Source organism: Pseudomonas sp. BRM28, from assembly GCF_002939405.1.
GTDB lineage: Bacteria > Pseudomonadota > Gammaproteobacteria > Pseudomonadales > Pseudomonadaceae > Aquipseudomonas > Aquipseudomonas palmensis.
In genome coordinates, this window is the sequence record NZ_PEFV01000001.1 from 5,086,020 (window position 1) to 5,111,778 (window position 25,759).

Genomic DNA, 25,759 nt, shown 5'->3' on the forward strand with positions numbered 1-25,759 from the left:
AGTATGAATACACCTCTGGTCACGTTGTTCCTGACCTCTTACGACGAGTTCAAGGTGCGCCTCAAACGCCGCCTGGGTTCGGACGACCTGGCCTGCGACGTGCTCCAGGAAACCTACCTGCGGGTCGACCGCATGCAGGCCACCCACGCGCTGCACAAGCCCAACGCCTACCTGTACCGCATGGCCCTGAACATCGCCGCCGACCGGCGCCAGGCCGACGCCCGGCTGCTCACCGGCGCCGAGGTCGAAGACCTGCTGCAGGTGGCCGAAGACCAGGACCCGGCGCGCATCGTCGGCGGCCAGCAGGAAATCCAGTGCCTGCTCGGCGCACTCTACGAACTGCCGGCACGGCGCCGGCGTATCTTCATTGCCGCGCGCCTGGAGGAAGCCTCGCACCTGGAAATCGCCCAGCGCTTCGGCATCTCCACGCGCATGGTCGAGAAGGAGCTCAAGGCCGCACTGGGTTACTGCGCCACGCGGCTGGAAAGAAAAGTGTTCCAGCGGTTCGGTCCCGGTGCGGGAAAACCGTCTTGAACAATACACAGCGCCATTTTGATGCAGGCCCCTCAGACCATGACACCCCAGACTTCGGCTGAACCCAGCCTGCACAGCCAGGCCCAGGACTGGTTGCTGCTGCTTACCTCCGGGCGCGCCACCGTCGCCGACGCACGCGCCCTGCGCCAGTGGTGCGCACAGAGCCCGGCGCACGCCCAGGCCTTCGAGCAGGCCCGCCAGCTGTGGCAGCAGCTGGAGCCGGCGGCGCGCCAGGCCGAGCGCGTGGTGCCCCTGCGTACCCTGGGGCGCCGCGCGTTCCTGGGTGGCGCGCTGGCGGCCTCGGCAGCCTTCGTGCTGCTGCGCAGCAACCTGGTGGACGGGCTCGGCACGCCAGCGGCAGACTTTCACACCGGCGTTGGCGAGCAGCGTCGCATCGACCTGACCCAGGGCATCGCGCTGGAGCTCAACACCCAGACCCGCATCAACCGCAGCGGCGAAGCGATCGCCCTGCTCGAAGGCGAGGTCGAGGTGCTGGCCCAGGCCCCGGTGCAGGTGCAGGCCGGGCAGGCCTGGGTGTCGGCCCAGGCCGGGCGCTTCAATGTGCGCCACACCGATTCGGCCGTGTGCGTCACCTGCCTGCAGGGCCAGGTGCAGATTCTCTGGCAGGGCCGCAGCTTGCCCGTGCCCGCCGGCCAGCAGCTGCGTTACGACGCCCGCAGCGCCGGCAGCGCGCAGCCGTTCGATGCCGAACAGGTAATGGCCTGGCGCGAGCAGCGGCTGGTGTTCCATGACGCGCCGCTGAGCCAGGTGATCGACGAAATCAACCGCTACCGCCCCGGCATGCTGGTGCTGCTCAACCCCAGCCTGGGACGACGCAAGGTGCAGGCGCGCTTCAGCCTGGCGCAACTGCCAGGGGTGGCGCAGCTGATCCGCGACGCCTACGGCGCACGCTGCACCGAACTGCCCGGTGGCGTGGTGCTGCTCAGTTGAGCGGCCCCAGTACCTGGCGGTAACGCTGCGGGCCCTGCGCGCTCTGGCGCAGCAGTTCGATCTCGAGCCCCGGCGGATTGTCCCGGGCCTCGCCGGTCAGGTGCCGCCAGCCCTTGCCCGGCTCCCACACCCGCAGGTTGAATTCAGCCACATCCTCCAGTACCGCCACCCGGCCGGCAGGCGCCGGTAGCGGGAAGCGATCGCGTGCCGGCGCCGCGGCGCGGTACAGCGTGCCACCCTGCAACCACCAGCGCACGCGCATCAGGCCGTCGTCGGCGGCGCTGCTGCGAATCAGCTCCAGGCGCGCCGGGCGCCCGTCGCTGGCCTGCACCCGCACCGCAGGCAGCGGTTTTTCGCTGGGCGGGTCCATGCCCGCCAGCACCGGCTCGACCAGTTCGCTGCTGGCACGCAACGCCAGGTCGCGCTCCAGCTGGTTGAACACCCGCAGCAGGGCGCGGGCCTGTTCGGTGCTGTCCTTGACGTGGCGGTCGGCGCGGCTGACGCTGTCCAGCCCGCGCCAGGCCACCAGGCTGACGATGGCCATCAACAGGATCGCCACCATCACCTCGATCAGGGTGAACCCGCCTTGCGGGTGGCGCCTCATGGCTGGTGCACCTCGACGCGGCCGGCGGCATCGCGGCGCACCTCGATCTGCTGCTGGCCGCTGACCAGGCGCAGGGTCAGCGGCTCGCCGATCCATTCCGGGTCGATGCGCACGGCCCGCTGCGGGGTGCGCTGCACCGTCACCGGCGCGGCCTGCCAGGGGCGCGGGCGCAGCAGCGGGTCGCCGTCCAGCGCCGCGCCGGCCCGCACAAAACGGTAGCCGTCGCGGTCGGCCTGCCAGACCAGGGCGCGGCCATCGGCCTGCACCTCGCTCTGGGCCACCAGCAGCAATTGCGCCAGGCGCTCGGCGTCTTCGCGCAGCGCCCTGGCCGGGTCGGGGCGGATGTTCAGGCTGATGGCGGCGCTGGCGATGCCGACGATCACCAGCACCACCATCAGTTCGATCAGGGTAAAGCCCTGTTGTGGATGGCTGCATTGCATGGGGCGATGCCTCCTTGGCTGGTGACAGCGTGCACGGCGAAGATGATCGTCGTGTGAAACAAAAGCGTGAGAATCGGCGCGTATGCTCGGGCCAGGAACCACACGGAGACCGTTCCCCATGGCACTAGCATTCAAACCCGTGGCTGCCCCGCAACTGGTCCAGGGCGCGGCGCTGCTCGCGGCGCTGGCCGGGCTCGCGACCTGGGCCACGTTGCTCTGGACGCCCACCCCCCAACCGGTGCCGGCTGCCATGGAGCAGACCCTATCGGCACCCCCGGCCGCCGCCGGGCAGTGGTTCGCCAACCTGCCGGCGCAGGTCGACATCAGCCTCAGCGGGCTGCTGGCCGGCAGTGCCGGTGCAGTGGCCATCGTCTCGCTCAACGGCGGCGCGCCACAGGCCGTGCGGGTGGGCGAGCAACTGGCGCAGGGGGGGCAACTGGTGGCCATAGAAGCCGATGCGCTGGTGATCGAACGCGCCGGGGAGCGCAGCCGCATCGGCATCGCCCGACTGCCCGAAGGCCCTGCGCTGCCGCGCCTCATTCGGCCCTAGGCGCCTGGCCCAGCCAGCTCTCCAGGCGCGCCAGCGGCGGGCCTTCACGGTCACGCTCGAACACCTCCAGGCGCACCTGCAGCAGCCCACCGGGGCGGCTGTCGACCTGCTGCTCGCAGCGCAGGCGCAGGCGCCCCTGGTCGCACTCCAAGCGGCGCAGGCCCGGGGTTGCCTGGCCTTCCAGGCGCAGTTCGGCAAGGCGCGCCTGGGCCGAGAGCAGGGCCAGCGACTTGTCGCGCAGCAGGCCATTGCCCTGGGTCATCAGCCCGGCCGCGCGCACTGCAGCGGCCATCGCCACGGCCACGATGGCCAGCGCCACCAGCACTTCGATCAGGGTAAAACCGGCCTGTTGCGGGCGGCGTCTGCGCATGGGCATCTCGGTGTGGGCAAAGCTGCATCCTAGGGGGTCTGTCTGACCGATTGGCGACCGGAACTCCCGAGGATTTTCAATACCACTGACATATGCCCTTGCCACAATCGGCCCCCGAATCCCGCCAAGGAATGCCGAGATGTCGCTTACCTGCCCACGCCGTTCTGCCCCCCGTCGCCAACGCGGTTTCACCCTGATCGAGATCATGGTGGTGGTGGTCATCCTCGGGATCCTGGCAGCGATGGTGGTGCCCAAGGTGCTCGACCGCCCCGACCAGGCGCGTGCCACCGCCGCCCGCCAGGACATCGCCGGGCTGATGCAGGCGCTCAAGCTCTACCGCCTGGACAACGGCAGCTACCCCAGCGCCGCCCAGGGCCTCAAGGTACTGGTGGAAAAACCCGCCTCGGCCAAGCCCGGCACCTGGCGCGCCTACCTGGAGCGCCTGCCCAACGACCCCTGGGGCCGTCCCTACCACTACCTCAACCCCGGTGCCAACGGCGAGATCGACGTGTTCTCGCTGGGCGCCGATGGCGAGCCTGACGGCGACGGCGTGAACGCCGATATCGGCTCCTGGCAGCTGTAGGCGCCGTGATGAGACCGTCCGCGCAGCAACGCGGAATGGCGATCATCAGTGCCTTGCTGATAGCCGCCGTGGTGGCGGTGATCGCAGCGGGCATGATCAGCCGCCAGAGCGTATTCACCCGTGAGCTGGAAAGCCTGCAGCAGCGTGCCCAGGGGCAGGGCGTGCTGCAGGCGGGCCTGGCCTGGAGCCGTGAGGTACTGGCCGAGCAGCGCCGCGTCGACCCGCTGGTACGCCTCGACCAGGGCTGGGCGCGCCCCATCGCCGGCCTGCCGGTGGGCGAGCACGGCGCGGTGTTTCAGGGCCGGCTGGAAGACGAGCAGGGCAAGTTCAACCTGCGCAACCTGGTGGTCGAAGAGCAACCCGACGCGCAGGCCCTGGCCACCTTCGAGCGCCTGTGTGCACTGATCGGCCTGGCCGCGCCGGTGGCGCAGGCGATCGCGGCGCGGGTGATCGACGGCTACCCGCGCCGGCAGGCGCCCGTGGCCGAGGCGGTGCACGGCTTCGACAGTGGCCGCGCAACCTCGCCGGGTGCCGCCTCGCGCCCGGTGCCGGCACGCCGGCCGATGCTGCGCAGCCTCGACCAGCTGGCCGTGCCGGGGCTGGATGCCGAAGGGCTGGCGCGCCTGCGCCGAGTGGCCACGGTGCTGCCGGCCAACACCTGGATCAATGGCAACACCGCGTCGGCCGAGGTGCTGGCGGCGCAGGTGCCGGGCTTGAGCGTAGACAAGGCGCGCCAGCTGATCGCCGAGCGCGACGGCGGGCGCTGGTTCGTCAACCGCGGGGATTTCGTCAACCGCCTGCAGATGCCCCACGTGGTGCTCGAAAGCGTGCCGGTGGGCATTACCAGCGACTGGTTCCGCCTGCACGGCGTGGCCCGCAGCGGCTCGCGCGAGGTGCGCCTGGAGGCGCTGCTGCTGCGCGGGCAGGCGCCCCTGGCACAGGTTGTCTGGGCACGGGTGGGCGCATGAAGGCACAACTGCACATGGCATTGCCGCGGCTGGCGGCGCTTGAGGACGGGGCGCGGGTCGGCTATCGGCAACTGGACCGCCAGGGCCGGACCGAGGCCGAGGGCGAGGCGGCGCAGGCGCAGCTCAAGAGCCTGGCGCGGGGCCGCGAGGTGCTGGCGTGGCTGCACCCGGACGACAGCCTGTGCACCGAGCTGGTACTGCCGCCGTTGCCGGCAGCGCGCCTGGGGGCGGCGGTGCAGTGCGCGGCGCAGGGCCTGATACTGGGCGATGTGCGCGCCGTGCATATCGCCCACGGGCCACGGGCAGCGGACGGGAAGGTGGCGGTGGCATGGCTGGGGCAGGCGGCATTGCAGGGCCTGGCGCAGTGGCTGTCGAATGCCGGCCTCAAACCCCGGGGCCTGTACCCGACCCCGGCAAGGGCCGGCGCATGCCCGGTGGCGAGCCTGCACAGCGGCCTGCGCGCCCCTGGCGCCGCACAGCACGGCTGGCCACGGGCACTCGCCCTGTGCGCCAGCGCCGCCATGATCTGGACCCTGGGCCTGAACCTCTACGCCGCGCGGCTGGCCGACACCGGCCAGCAACTGCGCCAGCACATGCACCAGCAGGTACGCGCTGCCTACCCGCAGTTGCAGGTGATCCTCAACCCGCTGCAACAGGTACGCCAGCAGCTCGCCGCCGGCGACAATGGCGCGGTCGCACCCTTCAACCACCTGCTGCAGGCCGCCGGCAGCGCCATGCCGTTTCTGGCCGGCGCAGTCGAGCAACTGACCTACCACGACGGCGTGCTCGACCTGCAGCCACTGCCCGGCGCCGCACGGCCCCCGGCCGACAACGCCTGGCAAACCCGGCTGGCGGCACAGGGCATCGAGGCCAGCAGCAGCGACCACGGCTGGACCCTGCGCCCGGCGACCGCCACGGGCGAGGAGGTGGCCAATGTTGAGTAAGGCACGGCACCCCCTGCGCCGCCTGCGCCCCTGGTGGCACGGCCTGAGTGCGCGCGAGCGCCGCGCCGTGGCCCTGACCGCACTGCTGCTGGGCACCACGCTGTGGTGGCTGGTGCTGGTGCAGCCGGCACTGGCGCGCATCGCCCACTGGGAGGCCGAAACGCCCAGGCTGCGCAGCCAGGCGCAAACCCTCGACGGCCTGCTCGCCCACGCCCCCTCACTGCCGGGCGCCGCGCAACAGGCGCCGGCCCTGCGCCAGAGCCTGGAGCACGCCGGGCTCAGCGGCCATTACCAGCTTCAGGCGGTGGAGGGCGGCTGGCAGCTCGATCTTGCCCAGGCCCCCGCCGAGGCCGCCACCGCCTGGCTGCTGCAGGCCCCCGCACAACTGGGCCTGACGGTGGTGCACAGCCGCCTGCAACGCGACCCGCTGGCCGACCCCTCGGCCACGGCGTCGTTCTCCGGAATCGTTCGCTTGGACCAGGCGCAAGGCGCTAAGGAATCGTCATGATGTGCACCCAACTGCCGCGCCGACTGGCCGGCCTGGCTCCCCTGGTACTGGCACTGGCCCTGGCCGGTTGCAGCCAGCAGCCTGCGCAGCCACTGGCCAGCAGCGAGCTGGGCCGACCGCTGGCCAACGTGCAGCCCGGGCCGACCAGCCTGGAACGCCACGGCCTGCAGGCGCGGGTCGAGCCACAGCGCCCGACCCCGCGTGCCCCCGCCCACCGCGCCAGGCCCCACAGCGATGGCAGCGCCAGTGCCGCACCGGGCAACCCGCTGGGCGACCAGCCGGTGCAGCTGAACTTCGTCGACGCCGACATCCAGGCCGTGGTGCGCGCCCTGTCGCGGGCCACCGGGCGCCAGTTTCTGGTCGACCCGCGGGTCAAGGGCCAGCTGACCCTGGTGTCCGAAGGCGAGGTGCCGGCCACACGTGCCTACGCCATGCTGCTGGCAGCCCTGCGCATGCAGGGCTTCAGCGTGGTCGACGTGGGCGGGGTCAGCCAGGTGGTGCCCGAGGCCGACGCCAAGCTGCTGGGCGGGCCGATCAACAGCAAGGATGCCGGCACCGGCATGCTCACCCGCACCTTCCGCCTGCAATACGAGAACGCGGTCAACGTGATCCCGGTGCTGCGCCCCATCGTGTCGCCCAACAACCCGATCAACGCCTACCCCGGCAACAACACCGTGGTGGTCACCGACTATGCCGAGAACCTCGAGCGTGTGGCCCGGCTGCTCGACAGCATCGACATCCCCAGCGCCATCGACACCGACGTGGTGGCGATCCAGAACGGCATCGCCAGCGACATCGCGGCCATGGTCTCGGAGCTGCTCGAAACCCAGGGCAACGATCCCACCCAGAAGATCAGCGTGATCGGCGACCCACGCTCCAACAGCGTGGTGATCCGCGCCGGCAGCCCCGAGCGCACGCAACTGGCCCGCGACCTGATCTACAAGCTCGACAACGCACAGAACAACCCCAGCAACCTGCACGTGGTGTACCTGCGCAACGCCCAGGCCGGCAAGCTGGCCCAGGCCCTGCGCGGGCTGCTCACCGGCGAGAGCGACAGCAGCAGCGGTGACGACGCCCGCGCCAGGCTCAGCGGCGGTGGCCTGCTGGCAGGCAAGCAGAACGGCAGCGGCGCGGCGGCGAACACCGCGCAGACCACCAGCGCCACCCCGCCAGCCGCCACCTACGGGGCCAGCCTCGGCCAGGCCGGCAACGCCTATGGCAACGGTTCGCAGGGCAGCGAGCAGAACACCGCGTTTTCCGCCGGCGGGGTGACCATCCAGGCCGACGCCACCACCAACACCCTGCTGATTTCGGCACCCGACCCGCTGTACCGCAACCTGCGCGAGGTGATCGACCTGCTCGACCAGCGCCGCGCCCAGGTGGTGATCGAAAGCCTGATCGTCGAGGTCAGCGAAGACGACGCCAACGAATTCGGCATCCAGTGGCAGGCCGGCAACCTGGGCAAGAACGGCGTGTTCGGCGGCGCCAACCTGGGCGGTGCCGGGTTCAATCGCGGTGCCAGGAACAGCATCGACGCGCTGCCCCCCGGCCTGAGCGTGGGCGTGGTGGACGGCACGGTGAACATCCCCGGCATCGGCGAGGTGCTCGACCTCAAGGTGCTGGCCCGCGCCCTGACCAGCAAGGGCGGCAGCAACGTGTTGTCCACGCCCAACCTGCTGACCCTGGACAACGAGGCGGCGAGCATCTTCGTCGGCCAGACCATCCCCTTTGTCAGCGGCCAGTACGTCACCGATGGCGGCGGCACCAGCAACAACCCGTTCCAGACCATCCAGCGCGAAGAGGTGGGGCTCAAGCTCAACGTGCGCCCGCAGATCTCCGAAGGCGGCACGGTCAAGCTCGACATCTACCAGGAGGTCAGCAGCGTCGACGAACGCGCCTCCAGTGCCGCCGGCACGGTCACCAACAAGCGCGCCATCGACACCAGCATCCTGCTCGACGACGGCCAGATCATGGTGCTCGGCGGCCTGCTGCAGGACGGCTACACCCAGGCCAACGACGGCATTCCGTTTCTTTCCAGCCTGCCGGGGGTGGGCGTGCTGTTTCGCAACGAGCGCCGCGCCACCAGCAAGACCAACCTGATGGTGTTCCTGCGCCCCTACATCATTCGCGATGCCGAGGTGGGGCGCAGCATCACCCTCAACCGCTACGATTTCATCCGCCGTGCCCAGGGCGGGCTCAAGCCGGCCCATTCCTGGGCACTGCCGGACGCGCAGATGCCGCTGCTGCCCAGCGCCGAGCAGGGCGTACCGCGCGCGGGCGCGGCCATCGGCACCCCGCGTGCGGCGATCCGCGCCGTGCCGCTGGATGAAGTCGGGGTTGCCCGGTGAGCCGCCTGCCGTACGCCTGGGCCAAGGCCCAGCGTGTGGTGCTGCTGGCCGGCGAGCACGCCGCGCCGCTGCGCCTGTGCCCCTCGACCCCGGCCTGGGCGTTGGGCGAGGTGCGCCGCCAGTTCGGCGAGCAGGCCGCCGAGCAGGTCAGCGAAGACGAGCTCGACCGCCTGCTGACCAGCGCCTACAGCGACAACGGCGGCGCCGCAGCGGCGGTCGGCGCGGCCGAGAACGATGTCGACCTCGACCGCCTGATGCAGGACATGCCCGAGATCACCGACCTGCTCGACACCCAGGACGGCGCGCCGGTGATCCGCATGATCAACGCGCTGCTGACCCAGGCTGCCGGCGACGAGGCCAGCGACATCCACATCGAACCCTTCGAGACCCACTCGGTGGTGCGCTACCGGGTCGACGGCACCCTGCGCGACGTGGTCTCGCCGCGCAAGGCGCTGCACGCGGCGCTGGTGTCGCGGATCAAGATCATGGCACAGCTGGACATCGCCGAAAAACGCCTGCCCCAGGACGGGCGCATCGCCCTGCGCGTGGCTGGCCGGCCCATCGATATCCGTGTGTCCACCGTGCCCACCGGGCATGGCGAGCGGGTGGTGATGCGCCTGCTGGACAAGCAGGCCGGGCGTCTGCAACTGGAAACCCTGGGCATGGCCCCGGCGCTGCTGGCCCGCCTGGACGTGCTGATTCGCCAGCCGCACGGCATCGTGCTGGTCACCGGGCCCACCGGCAGCGGCAAGACCACCAGCCTGTACGCGGCGCTGGCGCGGCTCGATGCCAGCGTCAGCAACATCCTCACCGTCGAGGACCCGGTGGAATACGACCTGCCGGGTATCAGCCAGATCCAGGTGAATGCGCGCATCGACATGACCTTTGCCGTGGCCCTGCGCGCGATCCTGCGCCAGGACCCGGACATCATCATGATCGGCGAGATCCGCGACCTGGAGACTGCGCAGATCGCGGTGCAGGCCTCGCTCACCGGGCACCTGGTGCTGGCCACGCTGCACACCAACGACGCCGTGTCGGCGGTCAACCGCCTGCTCGACATGGGCGTGGAACCCTTTCTGCTGGCCTCGGCGCTGCTCGGCGTGCTGGCCCAGCGCCTGGTACGGCGGCTGTGCCCGCACTGCCGTCAGCCCGACCCGAATGCCCCCGGCCAGTTTCGCCCCCATGGCTGCGCCAACTGCAACCACACCGGCTACAGCGGGCGTACCGGGATCCACGAGCTGTTCTGCATCGATGACCCGATTCGCGGCCTGATCCACCAGGGCGCCGACGAACAGGCCCTGCGCGCCGCAGCGCGCCAGGCCGGCATGCTGAGCATGCGCGAGGACGGCCAGCGCTGGGTCGACAGCGGCAGTACCGCCGTGGAAGAAATCCTGCGTGTGACCCGGGACGCCTGATGAGCCGATACCGTTATGAAGCCGCCGATGCCCAGGGGCGCATCAGCCGTGGCCAGCTGGAGGCCGACAGCCCGGCGGCGGTGATCGGGCAATTGCGCGGGCTGGGCCTGAGCGCCTTGCAGGTCGAGCCGGAGCCTGCCGCCAGTGCCGGCGGCGGGTTGTTCGCCAGCAAGCTGTCGGATGCGGACCTGGCCTGGACCACGCGCCAGCTGGCCAGCCTGCTGGCCGCCGGGCTGCCGCTGGAGGGCGCCCTGAGCGCGACCCTGGAGCAGGCCGAACGCAAGCACATCGCCCAGGTGCTGGGCGCGGTGCGCGGCGACGTGCGCAGCGGCATGCGCCTGGCCGACGCACTGGCGGCGCGCCCGCGGGACTTTCCCGAGATCTACCGCGCACTGATCGCGGCGGGGGAGGAGTCCGGCGACCTGGCCCAGGTGATGGAGCGCCTGGCCGACTACATCGAAGACCGCAACACCCTGCGCGGCAAGATCCTCACCGCGTTCATCTACCCCGGCGTGGTCGGGCTGGTGTCGATCGGCATCGTGATCTTTCTGCTCAGCTACGTGGTGCCGCAGGTGGTCAGCGCCTTCACCCAGGCGCGCCAGGACCTGCCGGGGCTGACCCTGGCGATGCTCAACGCCAGCGACTTCATCCGGGCCTGGGGCTGGCTGTGTTTCATCGTGCTGGTGGCCGGGGCATGGGGCTGGCGTGTGTACCTGCGCGGCGCGTCGGCACGCCTGGCCTGGCACAGCCGGGTGCTGCGCCTGCCGTTGCTGGGGCGCTTCGTGCTGGGCCTGAACACCGCACGCTTCGCCTCGACCCTGGCGATTCTGGGCAGTGCCGGGGTGCCGTTGCTGCGGGCCCTGGAGGCGGCGCGCCAGACCCTGGCCAACGACCGCCTCGACCAGTGCGTGAGCGAGGCCACGGCGCGGGTGCGCGAAGGCGTGGGGCTGGCGTCGGCGCTGGCGGTGGAGAAGGTGTTCCCGCCCTTGCTGATCCACCTGATCGCCAGCGGCGAGAAGACCGGCAACCTGCCGCCGATGCTCGACCGCGCGGCGCAGAGCCTGGCCAAGGACATCGAGCGCCGAGCGATGGGCATGACCGCATTGCTGGAGCCGCTGATGATCGTGGTGATGGGTGCGGTGGTGCTGCTGATCGTGATGGCGGTGCTGCTGCCGATCATCGAGATCAACCAGCTGGTGCAGTGAATTGTTTCTTGCGCGGGGTGAACACCCGAGTCGGCCGGGTGGTGAATCCGGGAGGTTGCTGCGGTGTTGCGGCTGACGCCTTCGCCGGCAAGGCCGGCTCCTACAGGATCACACCAACCCCTGTAGGAGCCGGCCTTGCCGGCGAAGGACCGCACTGCGGCCTTGAAAACACCCGAGAAATCCCCCGCCAAGCTCCCGATGTTTTTTCCTCTGACTGTCACCGCGCACTGCCAACCTAAGCCTCGTGGATCGGCCAGCAAGCCCTCTGGATCAAGGCGCTGCGCCACGCCATCGTGACATGCAAGCGCGACTCACCTCAACGTACGAACACGACGAAAGGAGCTTCTTCATGTTTAAGCGCACTATGATCGCAGCCTCGCTGGCTGTTGCCGCACTGGCTTCGGCTCAATCGATGGCAGCGGTTGTCGGTGGCGGTGCCACCCTGCCACAAGGCCTGTACACCACCCCAGGCGTACTGGGCGCCGGTTTCGACACCTACACCGGTGTTGGCAGCGGTAAAGGCAAGTCGGCTTTCCTGTTCAACCGTGCCGCCGATATCAACAAGCCCGCCGGTGTGACCGTCGATTTCGCAGGCAGCGACTCGATCCTTTCCGATGCGGAAATCAACACCTACAACCTGGACCACAACAGCGCCGGCAACGACGTCGCCAACAAGTGGGGCCCGCTGATCCAGGTTCCGTCGGCAGCCACCTCGGTCACCATCCCGTACAACCTCAAGCTGGCCAACGGCACTGCCGTCAACGACCTGAACCTGACCAGCGCCCAGCTGTGCGGGATCTTCTCGGGTTCGATCAGCAACTGGAACCAGATCGACGCCAGCTACCCGAACAAGGCCATCAAGGTGTTCTACCGCAGCGGCAGCAGCGGCACCTCCGAGATCTTCACCCGTCACCTGAACAGCCAGTGCCCGACCCAGTTCGGCGTCAGCAGCACCTTCACCACCGCTCAGGTCGGTGCAGAGCCTGCCACGTTCCAGGGTGTTGCCCTGAGCGGCGATATCGTGACCTCGGTGTACGGCACCGAAGACGCCATCGGCTATGTAGGCCCTGAAGACGTGGATGCCACCAACAACGCGAAGGTCGCTCGCGTCAACAACCTGCTGCCAACCGTCGGCAACGTGCAGACTGCACTGGCCAACGCCGCGCCACCGGCCACCGCCGCCGCACGCGCGATTCCGCAGAACTGGGCCCCGGTGCTGGCCAACCCGGCCACCGGCTACTCCATCGTTGCCTACACCAACCTGATCTTCGGTCAGTGCTACAAGGACGCCGCAGACGGCACCGCCGTCGTCGCCTTCCTGAACCGTCATTACGGCGCCACCACCAACAACGATGCGGCCATCATCGCGCAGAAGCTGATCCCGTTGAGCCCAGCCTGGAAAAACGCCGTTCGCCTGCAGTTCGCCAACCAGTCCGGCGCACTGGGCGTGAACAACCTCAGCGTGTGCAACACCCAGGGTCGCCCGGCCTAAGCCGCGCCGACGCCTGTCGCTGTACCCCGTCGGTAACGGCTCGCGCCGTTACCGGCTTTTGCGTTTCAGAACGCCACCGATCACATGAACTTTGCGTGACAAAGGTTCGGTCTGCCGCCCGTGCAACCGCCTATGTCATAGGTCACCGGCCGCACCGGCGTGTGGCATCCCATTACCGCGATGGACCAGAAAAGGATTGATTGCAATGCGCCTTGGCACTGCTGCTTCGCCCTCCCACCGTACCCACCGTCAGGCCGATATGCCCCTGCTGCGGCTCAAGCCGCTGGCCCAGGTGATTGCGCTGCTGGCCCTGGCCGGCAGCGTGCAGGCGGCGCCTGCGGCGTTCAGTTCGGCCTGGTTCGCGGCCAAGGGCAGCGCGCCGCAGGCCGGCGGTACGGGCGGGCAGGGCGGTGCGGTGCAGTTGCCGGGGCTGCCACCGCCGCTGGCCCAGCAGCAGCGTGCCAATGCCCAGTTGCAGCGTTCGCTGCAAAACCTCAACAACACCGTGGCCGCCATCGCCGCGCAACAGGCTGCCCAGGCGGCCGGCCGCGCCGCCGCGCTGGCGGCGCCCTCGAGCATCCACAACGGCCTGGGCGGCAATGGCCTGAACCCGCTGCTCGATGCCAATGGCAAGCCGTTGTTCACCAACGCCGAGGCTCCGGTACAGACGCAGAAGGGCGGCACCACCCAGGTGACGATCAAGCAGACCGCCGACAAGGCGATTCTCAACTGGGAAACCTTCAACGTCGGCCGCGACACCCAGCTGACCTTCCAGCAGGACGCCAACTGGGCACTGCTCAACCGCGTCGGCAACAGCGTCGCGCCCAGCCAGATCCAGGGCACGATCAAGGCCGACGGTACGCTGATGATCGTCAACCGCAATGGCATCGTGTTCAGCGGCAGCAGCCAGATCAACGTGCGCAACCTGACGGCGGCCGCCGCCACCATCAGCGACCAGCAGTTCACCGAGCGCGGCCTGTACGTGGACAGCCTGGGCAGCCAGCCGACCTTCACCGATGCCGCCGGCAAGGTCATGGTCGAGCGCGGCGCGCTGATCCAGACCCACGCCCCGGCCAGCTCCACCCAGGGCGGTGGCTACACCCTGCTGCTGGGCCACGAGGTGGAGAACGCCGGCCAGTTGATCAACGCCAAGGGCCAGGCGACCCTGGCGGCGGGCGATACCTTCTACATCCGCAAGGGCGTCGGCACGGCGGGCAACCCGTACTCCACCACCCGCGGCAACGAGGTAGCCACCACGCTGAAGGCCGGCAGCACGGCCGGCACGGTGAGCAACAGCGGGCTGATCCAGGCCAGCCAGGGCGACATCACCCTGACCGGGCATCAGGTGCGCCAGCAGGGCGTGGCCGTGGCCACCAGCTCGATCGACAACCGCGGCACCATCCACCTGCTCAACGCGGCCAGCGACCGCACCGGCAACGTGACCCTGGCCGCCGGCAGCACCACTGCCATCGTCATCGACGCCAACCCCGGCAGCGCACTGGACAGCCAGCGCGAGGCGGTGCGCAAGGACCTGGGCGGGCAGGTCAACCAGCGCAACGGCGCGTTCGACAACCTCAGCGCGGTGGCCGATGACCGCAGCCTGTCGCGGGTGGAGATCGTCAGTGGCGGCACGGTGGACTTCCAGGGCGGCTCGCTGACCCTGGCCACCGGCGGCCAGGTGGCGGTGAGTGCCGGCCAGCGCAGCCTGCTGCGCGACGGCGCGGTGCTGGACGTGGCGGGCGCGGTCGGGGTCAAGCTGGCCATGGACAGCAACAGCATCAAGGTCAACATCCAGGGCAACGAGCAGCGCGACGCGGCGGGCAACCGCGACAGCGGCGCGCTCAACAGCACCGATGTGTGGGTCGACATCCGCGAGCTGGTGCACGTGGCCGCCGGCACCAACGGCTACGAGGGCGAGCGCTGGTACACCGCCGGCGGCCTGCTGGAAGTGGGCGGCTACCTCGGCACGCGCAGCCACGGGCTGGGCGAGTGGCTGGCCCAGGGCGGCACGGTGAGCTTCACCGGGGGTGACCTGGTGACCCAGGCCGGCTCGCTGGTCAACCTCTCGGGCGGCACGCTGGACGTGGCCACCGGCTACCTCAAGCAGACCTGGCTCAAGGGCGCCGACGGGCGCCTGTACAACCTCTCGCGTGCCCCTGGCGACGTGCTGTACCAGGGCGTGTACAAGGGCTACGAGCAGCACAGCGCACGCTGGGGCCAGACCCGCTACTTCTACAGCCCGCTGATCGCCCCGCGCGAGCGCCTGGAGAACGGCTACACCGTTGGCCGCGATGCCGGGCGGCTGGTGGTCGGCACCGCCAATGCGCAGCTGGGCGGTGAGATCCTGGGCGAAACCTTCAAGGGCGACCACCAGCTGCAGGCCCCGCAGGCCGGCCTCGACGGCTACCGGCAAAGCCAGCTGAGCCAGGCCCGCGGCGCACAGCTGATCGTTGGCGACTACCGGCCCACCGCCACGGGCAGCGTGCTCAACGCCGGCGCGGGCAACCTGCACCAGGTGGTGATCGGCTCGCAGGTGCAGGGCGGCTCACTGACCCTCGACGCCCCGGTCGAGGCCGAGCGCGAAGGCGTCCTGCGCCTGGAGGCCGAGCGCCTGCGCGAGCTTGGCGGCCTGCAGGTGGCCGCGTATGAGAGCATCCGCCTGGAGCAGGCGCTGAACCTGGCCGACGGCGCCGGCCTGAGCCTGCTGGCGCCACAGGTGCAGATAAACGCCGACCTGGTCAGCCACGGCGGCGACCTGCTGCTGGGCAACCTGCAACGCGGCTCGGACAGCCTGCGGGTCGGCAATGCCGGCCTGGCCGCGCGTATCGAGGTGGCCGACGGGGTTCGCGTGGAGGCCAGCGGCCGGCGCCAGGACGGCGTCAATGCGCAGCCCGCCGACCTGTCGGCCTGGCTGGACGGCGGTTCGCTGGCCCTGCGTGGCACCGGCGACATTCGCCTGGGCCAGGGCAGTGTGCTGAGTGTGGAAAGCGGCGCGGCGCGCACCCCCGACGGCAACTGGCGCGGGGGTGCCGGTGGCGACCTGAGCCTGGCCAGCCTGACCTCGGGCGGGGCCGGTGGGCAGTTGCTGCTGGGCGGCGAGCTGCGCGGGTACGGCACCACGGGTGCCGGCACGCTGGCCCTGCGCGGCGACACCGTGAGCATCGGCGCCGACACCCCGGCGGCCAGCCTGAACCTGGGTAGCGATTTCTTCGCCAAGGGCTTTGCCCGCTACGAGGTGGTGGGCAACCAGCGCCTGGAGGTGGCGGCCGACAGCCAGGTGCAGGTGACGCGGCCGGTGTACCGCCTGCGTGGCGATGCCCGTTCGGCGGCCGAGGCGCTGGAGCTGTGGACGCCACCGCAGTATCTGGAGAACGCCGCCAAGGGCGTTCTGACCCAGCGCGCCGGTGCCAGCCTGCTGCTGCAGGCGGGCAGCGAGTTGGACCAGTCGGCCCAGCAGGTGGCGTCACGCTGGCTGCAGGTAGCCAGCGGCAGCCGTATCCAGGTCGATGACGGGCAATCCATCACGTTGCGCAGCCCCGGTGGCCTGCAGGTTGACGGCAGCCTGGTGGCACACGGCGGGCAGATCACCCTGGCTGACACTGTTGTGCAGGAGGCCTTGACCAGTGCGGTGCGGTTCGAGCCGCATCAACGGGCGATCCGGGTCGGCGCCGGGGCGCTGCTCGACGTATCGGCCCGTGCCGTCACCGCCGTGGACGCGCGTGGCGAGCGCTATGGCGAACTGCGCCAGGGCGGCAGTATCGTCATCGGCAGCACCTTCGACCCCAACCTGGGTGGCGCGCTGGCCCCCGACCTGTTCGTGGTGGTCGAGCGCGGCGCTGTACTGGATGCGTCCGGCAGCCAGATGAGCGTCGATGTACCCGGGGTTGGCGCGACTCGGCTGGCCAGCCAAGGCGGCAGCATCAGCCTGAGTTCGATCAATGGCCTGTACGTGGACGGCGAGCTGCGCGCAGCGGCGGGTGGCGCTGGCGTGGCGGGCGGCAGCCTGACCCTTGCGCTGGAGAGCGGTACCTACCCGATCACCCCGGCCTATGCCGAGGCCATCCGCCAGCGCGAGCTGCGTATCAGCCCGCGCGGGGAAGCCTTCGCCAACCAGGCCGGTAAGCTGGAACATGGCCATGGCCACCTCAGCGTGGCCCAGGTGGCGCAGGGCGGGTTCGATGCACTGACGCTGTTCAGTCGCGGCGTGATCAGCTTTACCGACGACGTGACGCTGCAACCGGCGCGCAGCCTGCACCTGTATGCCGGTGCACTGGGGCTGGCCGAAGGGGCTCGCGCCGATACCCGGGTGCGCCTGTCGGCTGCGCATGTGCGTCTGGCCGGGTACACCAGCCTGCCGCCGGCCGGGCCGGGCCTCACCAACAATCAGATCGGTATCGCGCTTTCGTCGCAAGCCGATCAGGCCATGCTGCAGGTGGATGCGGCGCTGATCGACGTACGCAATACCCTGAAGTTCGGCACGGGGGTGAGTGAAGCGCTGAGCATCGATCGACGCGGCTTCCATCAGGTCAGCCTGAACAGCAGCGGCGATCTGCGCCTGCTCAAGACACTGGGCGGTAACGACACGCGGCTGGTGGCGCCGGGCACGCTGACCCTGAGCGCGGCGCAGATCTACCCTGGCACCAATGCCGTGGCAGTGATCAAGGCCGAGCATGTGAAGATTGCGCGCAGCAGCGCGGCCACGCCTGCCCAGCCCTATTCGCTGTTTGGCGCGCTGTCGATACAGGCCGACACCATCGACCAGCAGGGCGTGCTGCGCGCGCCCCTCGGCGCCCTGGTACTGGGCACCGCCAGCACCCGCGAAGTGACCCTGCGCCCTGGCAGCCTGACTTCGGTCAGTGCCGCCGGCCTGGTGATGCCTTATGGCGGCACCGTAGATGGCCTGGTGTACAACTTCGCCGGCCAGTCGCTGAACAGCACGGTGCTGGGCCAGAGCCTGCCCAACGGCTGGCTCAACGTGACCCTGGGCGGTGGCAGCATCGCGGTCGAACCCGGTGCGGTAATCGACCTGTCCGGCGGTGGCGATGTGCGCGGCGCCGGCTTCATCTCCGGGCGCGGCGGCTCCACCGATGCCCGCTATCACCCGCTGGTGCGCAACAACCCCGATGGCAGCTTCAGCCTGCCGGGCCTGGCGAACAACCCGGTGTACGCCATCGTGCCCGGTGTGCAGGCCAGCGTGGCGCCCGAAGCGGTGGCGGGCGAGCCATCGGGTTCGATGCCGTTGGTGGGCCAGCAGATCACCCTGGACGCCGGGGTACCGGGCCTGCCCGCCGGCACCTACACCTTGCTGCCGGCCAGTTATGCGCTGTTGCCGGGGGCCTACCGTGTCGAGGTCAACGGCCAGGCCAGCGTCGGCGCGCCGCAGGCAGGTGCCACGGCGCTGCGCAATGGCTCATGGGGCCTGACCGGCAAGCGCTCGATCGCCGGCAGCGGGCTGGGCGATGCCCTGTCGCAGCACCTGATACTGACCGGTGCCGACACCTTGCGTCGGTACTCGCAGTACAACGAAACCAGTTTCAGCCAGTTCCTGCTCGACGATGCCGCACGCCTGGGTATCCCGCGTGCCGCGCTGCCCATCGATGCCAAGGGCCTGACCCTGGACCTGGGCCATAACGACACCACGCGGCCCGGCTTCAGCATGCAGGGCGTGCTGTTGAACAAACCGGCGGACAAGGGCCACGGCAGCATCGCCACGGTGCTGTTCGGCGACACCCTGGTGATCCACGGCGACAACGCGCCCGCCACACCGGGTGCCGGCGAAACCGCCATTGCCGCGTCGCAGCTCAACGCCCTGGGTGCCAGCAGCCTGCGCATCGGCCATGCCGGGCAGCGGGTGTACGGGCAGGGTGGCAACCAGCTGCTGTTCGGTGATGCCAGGGGCACCAGCATCGTGCTCAAGGGTGGCGCCCACCTGAAGGCCGCCGAAGTGCTGATGGTTACCGGGCGCATCGCCGGCGCCATCAACATAGAGCAAGGCGCGAGCATCGATACGCTCGGGCAGGGCGCACCCGCCTACGACAGCCGCGACGGCTACCTCTACAACCCGCACAACAGCAGCCTGCTGATCGTGTCCAATGGCTGGGTCGACGTGCTGGCGCCGCAAGCGCCCAGCGGGACGATCACCGGGCCGGGCAGCATCCTGATCGGCGGCTGCCTGACGCGGTGCAGCGGCCAGACCGAGCTGTATTCCGAAGGCACCATTGCCGCCGCCACCAACAACCGCTTCAGCCTCGACGACCAGGTGCGCTTCGGCACCCGCAACCTGACCCTGGCGGTGGGCGCGATCAACGTCGGCAGTGCGCAAAGCCTGGCCGCCGCCGCTGCGGCGGGCTACCTGCCCAGCGGCCTGACCCTCAACCAGCAGGTGCTCGACCGCCTGCTGCAGGGCGATACCCGCCGTGGCGCGCCGGCCCTGGAAACCTTGACGCTGACCGTGCAGGACAGCCTCAACTTCTTCGGCACCACCGCGCTCGACACCCTCGACCCGGCGACCGGCAAGTCGCGCCTGAGCAACCTGGTGCTGGGCACCCCGGCGATCTACGGGCATGGCGCGGCCACTGACGTGGCCAGCATTCGTACCGGCAACCTGATCTGGAGTGGCGCCACCCAGGCCGCGCCGGCCCTGCTCGGCAACGGTGCCGGCACCGGCAGCGGGCGGCTGCAGATCGAAGCCCGGCGCATCGAACTGGGGTATGGCCCGCAGGCGCAGAGCAGCAGCCAGCCGGCGTTCGAGCGCCTGGCGCTGGGCTTCAGCGACGTGGCGCTGCTGGCCAGCGAACGCCTGACTGCCAACCACCGTGGCAGCCTGTCGGTGTATCAGTCACGCGGCGAGTATGTGACCGGTGAAGGCTACCGCTACAGCGGCGGCAACCTGCTGGTGCGCACCCCGCTGGTGACCGGTGAAGCCGGTTCGGTCAACCAGGTGCGCGTCGGTGGTGCCCTGCAGATGCTCGCGGGGGCGGCGCCGAGCACCGCCGACGCGCAGCTCAAGGCCGGGGCGCTGGGCGCCGAATGGTCGTTCAGCGCGCAGCGCATCGACCTCGACACCCGCGTGGCACTGCCCAGCGGCAAGCTGACCCTCGACAGCCAGGGCGACCTGCGCCTGGGCCAGGCGGCGCAACTGGACCTGGCCGGGCGCAAGGTCAGCCTCAACGACCTGGACAAGTACAGCTGGGGCGGTGACGTGATCCTGCGCAGCCAGCACGGCAACATCCACCAGGCGGCCGGCTCGATCATCGACCTGCACGCCGAACACAACCAGGCCGGCAGCCTGGAGGTGGTGGCGCTGGACGCCAGTGCCGGCCAGGTCGACCTGCAAGGCCGCCTCCTGGGCGCAAGCTCCGGCCACTACGATGCCGGGGGCACCCAGGTGCCCTACGCGGGTGCGGGTTTCACCCTGCGTGCCCAGGGGCTGGCCGGTGACCTGAGCAGTGCCTTCGCCACGCTCAACCAGCGCCTGAACGACGGCGGCGTGCATGGCAGCCGGCGCTTCCAGTTCAAGCAGGGCGACCTGCAGATCGGCAACGGGGTGCGCGCCAACCAGGTGCAGGTGTCGCTGGACAACGGCCATCTGCGTGTCAACGGCCTGATCGATGCCAGCGGCGAGCGTGTCGGCAGCATTCGCCTGGCCGCCGGCAATGGCCTGACCCTGGCCCAGGGCGCGGTGCTCGATGCACATGGCAGCGTGCTGCGCGTGGACAGCTACGGCAAGATCATCGACAGCCCCAACCGGGCTACGGTGGAGCTGAATGCCGGTGCCGGGCAACTGACCCTGGCGCGTGGCGTGCGTATCGACCTGCGCCATGGCACCGACGCACCACTGGGCGGCGCCGCCGGCCAGCACGATGGCCGCGAGCGCGGCACCCTGGCGCTGTATGCGCCGCGGCTGCGGGCCGACGACCCGACCCATGGCGACATCGCCATCGACGCCTCGCAGGCGCTGTCGATTCTTGGTGCGCAGCGCATCGACCTGTTCGCCATGGCGCGCGATCATGCGGCCCCGCAGGGCGTCGACCCGCATGTCAGCGGCAAGCCCTATGTCCAGATCGACCAGGCCTACCTCGACGCACGCCACGCGCAAAGCGTGCAGTTCATCGACAGCGCCCTGGCCAACACGGCGCTGGTCAATGGCAAGCTCGCCGGCCTGGTCAAGGGTTACGCCCAGCAGTTCCACCTGCGCCCGGGGCTTGAAGTGATCACCGACGGCGACCTGGTGGTCAGCGGCGACCTCGACCTGTCGCGCTACCGCTATGCCAGCCTCAACCCCAACGTGCACAAGACCGGCGCGGTGTACGGCTCGGGCGAGGCCGGCAGCCTGAGCCTGCGTGCCGGTGGCGACGTGGAGGTGCTGGGCAGCATCAACGACGGCTTTGCGCCGCCACCCGAGACCCAGGACGACGGCGGCTGGGTGCTGCTGGAAGGGCGCCTGGCCTATGGCGCCCAGGTGGTGGTGCCCAACGGCGGGGTCGAGCTGCACGAGGGCACCGGTTTTCTGGCCGGCCAGGTGCTCAACTACGACCTGCCGATACAGGCGCGCGTGCTGGCCTCGGGCGCTGTGCTGCCAGTGCGTGCAACCCTTTCGGCCGCGATCGAGCTGCCGGCTGGCACCGTGCTCTCGGCGGCGCTCTACAACGCCGACGGCAGCCAGGCACTGGCGGCGGGCACCCGCCTGGAGGCCCCGCTGCGCCTGGAAGCGGGCATGCAACTGGGTGCCGGCACGCGGCTGGTGGTCAACACGCCTGTCACGGCCATGACCTGGCCAAAAGGCGTGGCACTGCCGTCCGATCCGGGCCACCTGCTGAACGGTGGCGCCGATGACCTGGTGCTGCTGGCGGGCAACCTGGTGCTGCAACGCGGCGCGATCATTCCGCCGCGCACCGATATCAAGCTGGGGGGCGTGGGCTCGGTGGCGCTGCGCAGCGAGGGCAAGGGCACCAACTGGGCGGTCGCCAGCATGCTGCCGGCCGGTTCGCAGTCGTGGAACCTACGCGTGGTGGCCGGTGCCGATACCACGGCGGCCGACCCGCGCCTGGCCGACCCGAACGCCAGCGGGCGCCTGCGCCTGGCCGACCACCACGTGGGCATGCTGGCGGTAGGCGCCAGTGCCGGCTGGGTGTGGACCCAGGAAGGCATCGATGGGTTTGGTGTGGACGCCAAGCCCGGCGACCCGATCGACTTCGATGCCATCGGCTACCCCACGCTGTGCGACGAGTTCCCCACCTGGTGCGCCCGGGCACCGGCTGCCGGCGGCGGCCTGGTGTGGACCCAGGAAGGCATCGACGGCTTTGGCGTGGACGCCAGGCCCGGTGACCTGATCGATTTCGACGCCATCGGCTACCCCACGCTGTGCGACGAGTTCCCCACCTGGTGCGCCAGGGCACCGGCCGCCGGCGGTGGCCTGGCCTGGACCCAGGAAGGCATCGACGGGTTTGGCGCAGATGCCAGGCCGGGCGATCTGATCGACTTCGATGCGATTGGCTACCCCACCCTGTGCGATGAGTTCCCCACCTGGTGCGTGATGACCGCGCCGGGCAACACCGAGCACGACACGGTGCCCGGCGGCGCCTCGCGTTACAGCGTGCTGCGTACCGGTACCGGTGACCTGGACCTGATCGCCGCCGGCAACCTGGACATGACCACGCTGTTCGGCGTGTACACCGCCGGTACGGCGACCCCGGTGCCAGCCGCCTATCAACTGGCACGCGGGCAGGCCAATGACGGGCAGGTGCTGCCGGAGTTTCTCGGCGGCTACGAGGCGCTGGTCGATGGCGGCGCGCAGAGCCTGTATCAGGCCTGGTACCCGGAGCAGGGTGGCAACCTGCTGTTGACGGTGGGGGACAACCTGACGGGCAACTCCCTCAGCCGCGAATATGGCAGCCTGACCCGCCTGGCCTACCAGTTGCCCACTGCACAGGTCGGCAACTGGCTGTGGCGCCAGGGCAGTGGCAACGCGCTGGCGGCAGACGAGCAGATACCCACGGCCTGGTGGATCAACTTTGGCACCTATGTGCGCTACCAGCGCAACAGTGTGGTGGCCGGCTTCACCGGCTTCGGCACCCTGGGCGGGGGCAACCTCGATGTCACGGTGGGCGGGCAGGCCGGCACCCTCGATGTGATCGGCAATACCGCTGACCAGTACCGCACGCAGTGGGACGACAGCGCACGTACCCAGGCCCTGCAGCTGGCAGTGGGCAGCACCGGCCGCGTGGGCCGCGATGGCAGCCTGACGCTGGGCGGTGGCGGCGACCTGAACCTGAAGGTCGGCGGCGCCGTCAACCCGACCCAGGCGGCCCTGGGGCGTGGCGACAACGCCGATGTACTGGGCGTGGCCGCCCATGACCTGCAGGGTACCCTGGTCAACCTGCGCGGCAACCTGCAGGTGTCGGCAGCGGCCCTGGGCGGTATCGACCGTGCCTACGGCGCGCTCGGGATACAGCAGGACAGCCACGAAACCCGCGCCTACGACCCGTTCCAGGCCACCCTGGCCAGCGCCAAAGGCGGCCTGGTGGTGGTGCCCGGCGACGCCACGGTGCAACTGAGCACCCGGGGCGACCTGGTGCTGGGGGCGGCGGCCGACCCGGGCCGTGTGCCCACGCTCAACACCACGCCGTTCGGCACGGCGGCGGGGGGCGGCAACAGCTGGTTCAGCCTGTGGACGGCCAACACTGCCATCGACCTGTTCTCGGCGGGCGGTGACCTGACCCCCAGCACCCAACTGATCGAATTGACCCAGCCGGTCAGCGGTGATGCGCTGTCCGGCCTGGATACCTCGCCCACCGACGGGCGCTTTGTCTACCCGTCGATCCTGCGTGCGGTGGCGGCCTCCGGCAACCTGTACTACGGGAACTCCGCGCAGTACCGGGAGAAGAACCGGCTGCAGGGCGCGAGTGGCTACTCGTTGCTGCTGGCACCTTCGGCCAATGCCCAGTTGCAGCTTGTGGCGCAGGGTTCGATCTACGCCGGTGGCTATGCGATCAACCAGTCCGGCGCCGCACCGTCGGCCCTGGCCACGCCGTTCAACCCGGGTTTCATCGGCAGCTACAACGGCCACAGCGTCAGCAACCAGAGGCCAGACGGGATTGCGGCAGACCTGGAAGCGGGTCGCTTCCCGCTGTTCGCCTTTGGCAGCACCAGCACCGCCAATGCCTACGGGCAGTTGCAGCCGGCGCGCATCTACGCCGTGAGCGGCGACCTGGTGGGGGTGCGCTCGGGCGAGGTCCTGAACTTCGGCAATGCGCGCAATGGGGCCGTCTGGTACGAGGGCGCCGCACCGGTGTGGATGATGGCGGGGCGCGACATCGTGTACAGCGGTACCGGCCTTGGCGAGACCACCTACGTGCCGGCGATGATGTCGGACATCGTCGGTGCGCTGGCGCTGTCCAGCGGCAACCTGTTCGTGCACAACCACGCCACCGATCATTCGCAGGTGGTAGCTGGGCGCGACATCCTGTTCAGTGGCCTGAACGTGGCCGGCCCCGGCACGCTCACCGTCAGTGCCGGGCGTGACCTGCGCCAGGAGGACCGCGCGGCCATCACCAGCCTGGGCGCCATCGTCACCGGCGACAACCGCCCCGGCGCAAGCCTGGTGTTGCAGGCCGGTGTGGGCGCCCAGGGGCCAGGGTATGCGCGCTTTGCCGAGCTGTACCTGAACCCGGCCAACCTTGCCGACAGCAACCAGAGCCTGGCGGCGCAGCCGGGCAAGGTGGCCAAGACCTACGCCGAGGAGTTGCGTCAATGGCTGGCCGAGCGCTACGCCTTCGAGGGCGATGCGGCCCAGGCGCGGGCGCGGTTCGCCAGCCTGCCGGCGACCGAGCAGGCGGTGTTTGCGCGCCAGGTGTACTTTGCCGAGCTGCGTGCCGGCGGCCTGGAGTACAACACCGTGGGCGGGCCGCGCCAGGGCAGCTACCTGCGCGGGCGCAATGCGATCGCGGCGCTGTTCCCCGAGCAGGACGTGGCCGGCAACCCGATCCGCTACGACGGCGACATCCTGATGTTCGGCGGGGCCGGGGTGCGTACCCAGGTGGGGGGCGCGATCCAGATGCTCACCCCCGGTGGCCAGCAGGTGTTCGGCGTGGAGGGCGAGGCGCCGCCGGCCGGCGCCGGGGTGATCACCCAGGGCAACGGCGATATCCAGCTGTACGCGCGTGGCAGCATCCTGCTGGGGCAGAGCCGCATCATGACCACCTTTGGCGGGTCGATTCTGGGCTGGTCGGCCGAGGGCGACATCAACGCCGGGCGTGGTTCCAAGACCACGGTGGTCTACACCCCGCCGCGCCGGCTGTACGACACCTGGGGCAACAGCAGCCTGTCGCCCACGGTGCCGAGTACCGGTGCGGGTATCGCCACCCTGGCGCCGGTGGTGGAAGTGCCGCCGGGGGACATCGACCTGATTGCGCCGCTGGGCACCATCGATGCGGGGGAGGCGGGCATCCGGGTGTCGGGCAACGTCAACATTGCCGCGTTGCAGGTGGTGAACGCGGCCAACATCCAGGTGCAGGGTGATGCCAAGGGCATGCCGGTGGTGGCGGCGGTGAACACCGGCGCGATCTCGTCGGCGAGTGCGGCGGCGTCGTCGGCGACCCAGGCCGCCGAAGATGCGGTGCGCCAGCAGCAGGCCGCGGCCCGCCAGCGTCAGCCGTCGGTGATCACCGTGCAGGTGCTGGGGTTTGGTACCGAGCGCCTGGTGCCGGGCAAGGAGGGCGCGAGCCTGGGGCCGCAGTACAACCCGCAGAGCCCGGTGCAGGTGCTGGGGGCCGGGGCGCTGGATGAGCAGGCGCGGGGGCGGTTGACGGAGGAGGAGCGCGGGAATCTGGTGCTGTAGGGTTGCCAG

15 protein-coding genes are annotated in these 25,759 nt (G+C 70.0%); 12 read left to right on the plus strand and 3 right to left on the minus strand.

Annotated features, from left to right (window positions below):
- The first annotated feature begins 3 nt into the window (after positions 1–3).
- Together CR917_RS23525 and CR917_RS23530 are read left to right on the plus strand one after the other, a co-directional pair.
- On the plus strand, positions 4–534 hold the full coding sequence (locus CR917_RS23525; protein WP_043860351.1) for a sigma-70 family RNA polymerase sigma factor: 531 nt from the start codon (positions 4–6) through the stop codon (positions 532–534).
- Between the two features lie 39 nt (positions 535–573).
- A complete protein-coding gene (locus tag CR917_RS23530) occupies positions 574–1,485 on the plus strand; it encodes a DUF4880 domain-containing protein (protein WP_196932333.1) in 912 nt (303 codons plus the stop codon).
- On the opposite strand, the gene CR917_RS23535 is transcribed toward CR917_RS23530, so the two are convergent.
- Complete coding sequence (locus CR917_RS23535; RefSeq protein ID WP_043860349.1) at positions 1,478–2,089, minus strand: type II secretion system protein J; 612 nt, start codon at positions 2,087–2,089, stop codon at positions 1,478–1,480. The two genes, CR917_RS23530 and CR917_RS23535, sit on opposite strands and share 8 nt — an antisense overlap.
- On the minus strand, positions 2,086–2,529 hold the full coding sequence (locus CR917_RS23540) for a GspH/FimT family pseudopilin (RefSeq protein WP_104573029.1): 444 nt from the start codon (positions 2,527–2,529) through the stop codon (positions 2,086–2,088). The genes CR917_RS23535 and CR917_RS23540 overlap by 4 nt, the downstream gene beginning before the upstream one ends.
- 118 nt (positions 2,530–2,647) lie before the next feature.
- On the opposite strand from CR917_RS23540, the gene CR917_RS23545 reads away from it, so the two are divergent.
- Positions 2,648–3,079, plus strand: coding sequence for a type II secretion system protein N (locus tag CR917_RS23545; protein ID WP_104573030.1), 432 nt, complete (start codon positions 2,648–2,650; stop codon positions 3,077–3,079).
- Here CR917_RS23545 and gspI read toward each other — a convergent pair.
- Positions 3,066–3,449 (minus strand): type II secretion system minor pseudopilin GspI, encoded by a 384-nt coding sequence (gene gspI / locus CR917_RS23550; protein ID WP_058541165.1) that lies wholly within the window; start codon positions 3,447–3,449, stop codon positions 3,066–3,068. The two genes, CR917_RS23545 and gspI, sit on opposite strands and share 14 nt — an antisense overlap.
- 139 nt (positions 3,450–3,588) lie before the next feature.
- Between gspI and gspG the strand changes: the two genes are divergently transcribed.
- The 9 genes from gspG (at position 3,589) to CR917_RS23595 (ending at position 25,750) form a co-directional block, all read left to right on the plus strand.
- Positions 3,589–4,032 (plus strand): type II secretion system major pseudopilin GspG, encoded by a 444-nt coding sequence (gspG, locus tag CR917_RS23555; RefSeq protein WP_054916090.1) that lies wholly within the window; start codon positions 3,589–3,591, stop codon positions 4,030–4,032.
- 35 nt (positions 4,033–4,067) lie between these two features.
- On the plus strand, positions 4,068–5,000 hold the full coding sequence (gene gspK / locus CR917_RS23560) for a type II secretion system minor pseudopilin GspK (protein WP_100633789.1): 933 nt from the start codon (positions 4,068–4,070) through the stop codon (positions 4,998–5,000).
- Positions 4,997–5,944 (plus strand): type II secretion system protein GspL, encoded by a 948-nt coding sequence (gene gspL, locus CR917_RS23565; protein WP_104573031.1) that lies wholly within the window; start codon positions 4,997–4,999, stop codon positions 5,942–5,944. Before gspK ends, gspL begins: the two co-directional genes overlap by 4 nt.
- Positions 5,934–6,452, plus strand: coding sequence for a type II secretion system protein GspM (gene gspM / locus CR917_RS23570; RefSeq protein ID WP_104573128.1), 519 nt, complete (start codon positions 5,934–5,936; stop codon positions 6,450–6,452). Before gspL ends, gspM begins: the two co-directional genes overlap by 11 nt.
- Positions 6,449–8,800 carry a type II secretion system secretin GspD gene (gene gspD, locus CR917_RS23575; RefSeq protein ID WP_058541160.1) on the plus strand — a complete coding sequence of 784 codons (2,352 nt, stop codon included), beginning with the start codon at positions 6,449–6,451 and terminating at the stop codon, positions 8,798–8,800. Before gspM ends, gspD begins: the two co-directional genes overlap by 4 nt.
- Positions 8,797–10,215 carry a type II secretion system ATPase GspE gene (gspE, locus tag CR917_RS23580; protein WP_058541159.1) on the plus strand — a complete coding sequence of 473 codons (1,419 nt, stop codon included), beginning with the start codon at positions 8,797–8,799 and terminating at the stop codon, positions 10,213–10,215. The genes gspD and gspE overlap by 4 nt, the downstream gene beginning before the upstream one ends.
- Positions 10,215–11,420: a type II secretion system inner membrane protein GspF gene (gene gspF / locus CR917_RS23585; RefSeq protein WP_054916085.1), complete on the plus strand. Its 1,206-nt coding sequence runs from the start codon at positions 10,215–10,217 to the stop codon at positions 11,418–11,420. Before gspE ends, gspF begins: the two co-directional genes overlap by 1 nt.
- Positions 11,421–11,769: 349 nt before the next feature.
- Entirely contained in the window at positions 11,770–12,912 is a 1,143-nt protein-coding gene (locus tag CR917_RS23590; protein ID WP_043860338.1) for a substrate-binding domain-containing protein, read from the plus strand.
- Between the two features lie 205 nt (positions 12,913–13,117).
- On the plus strand, positions 13,118–25,750 hold the full coding sequence (locus CR917_RS23595; protein ID WP_256589751.1) for a filamentous hemagglutinin family protein: 12,633 nt from the start codon (positions 13,118–13,120) through the stop codon (positions 25,748–25,750).
- Positions 25,751–25,759: the final 9 nt, after the last annotated feature.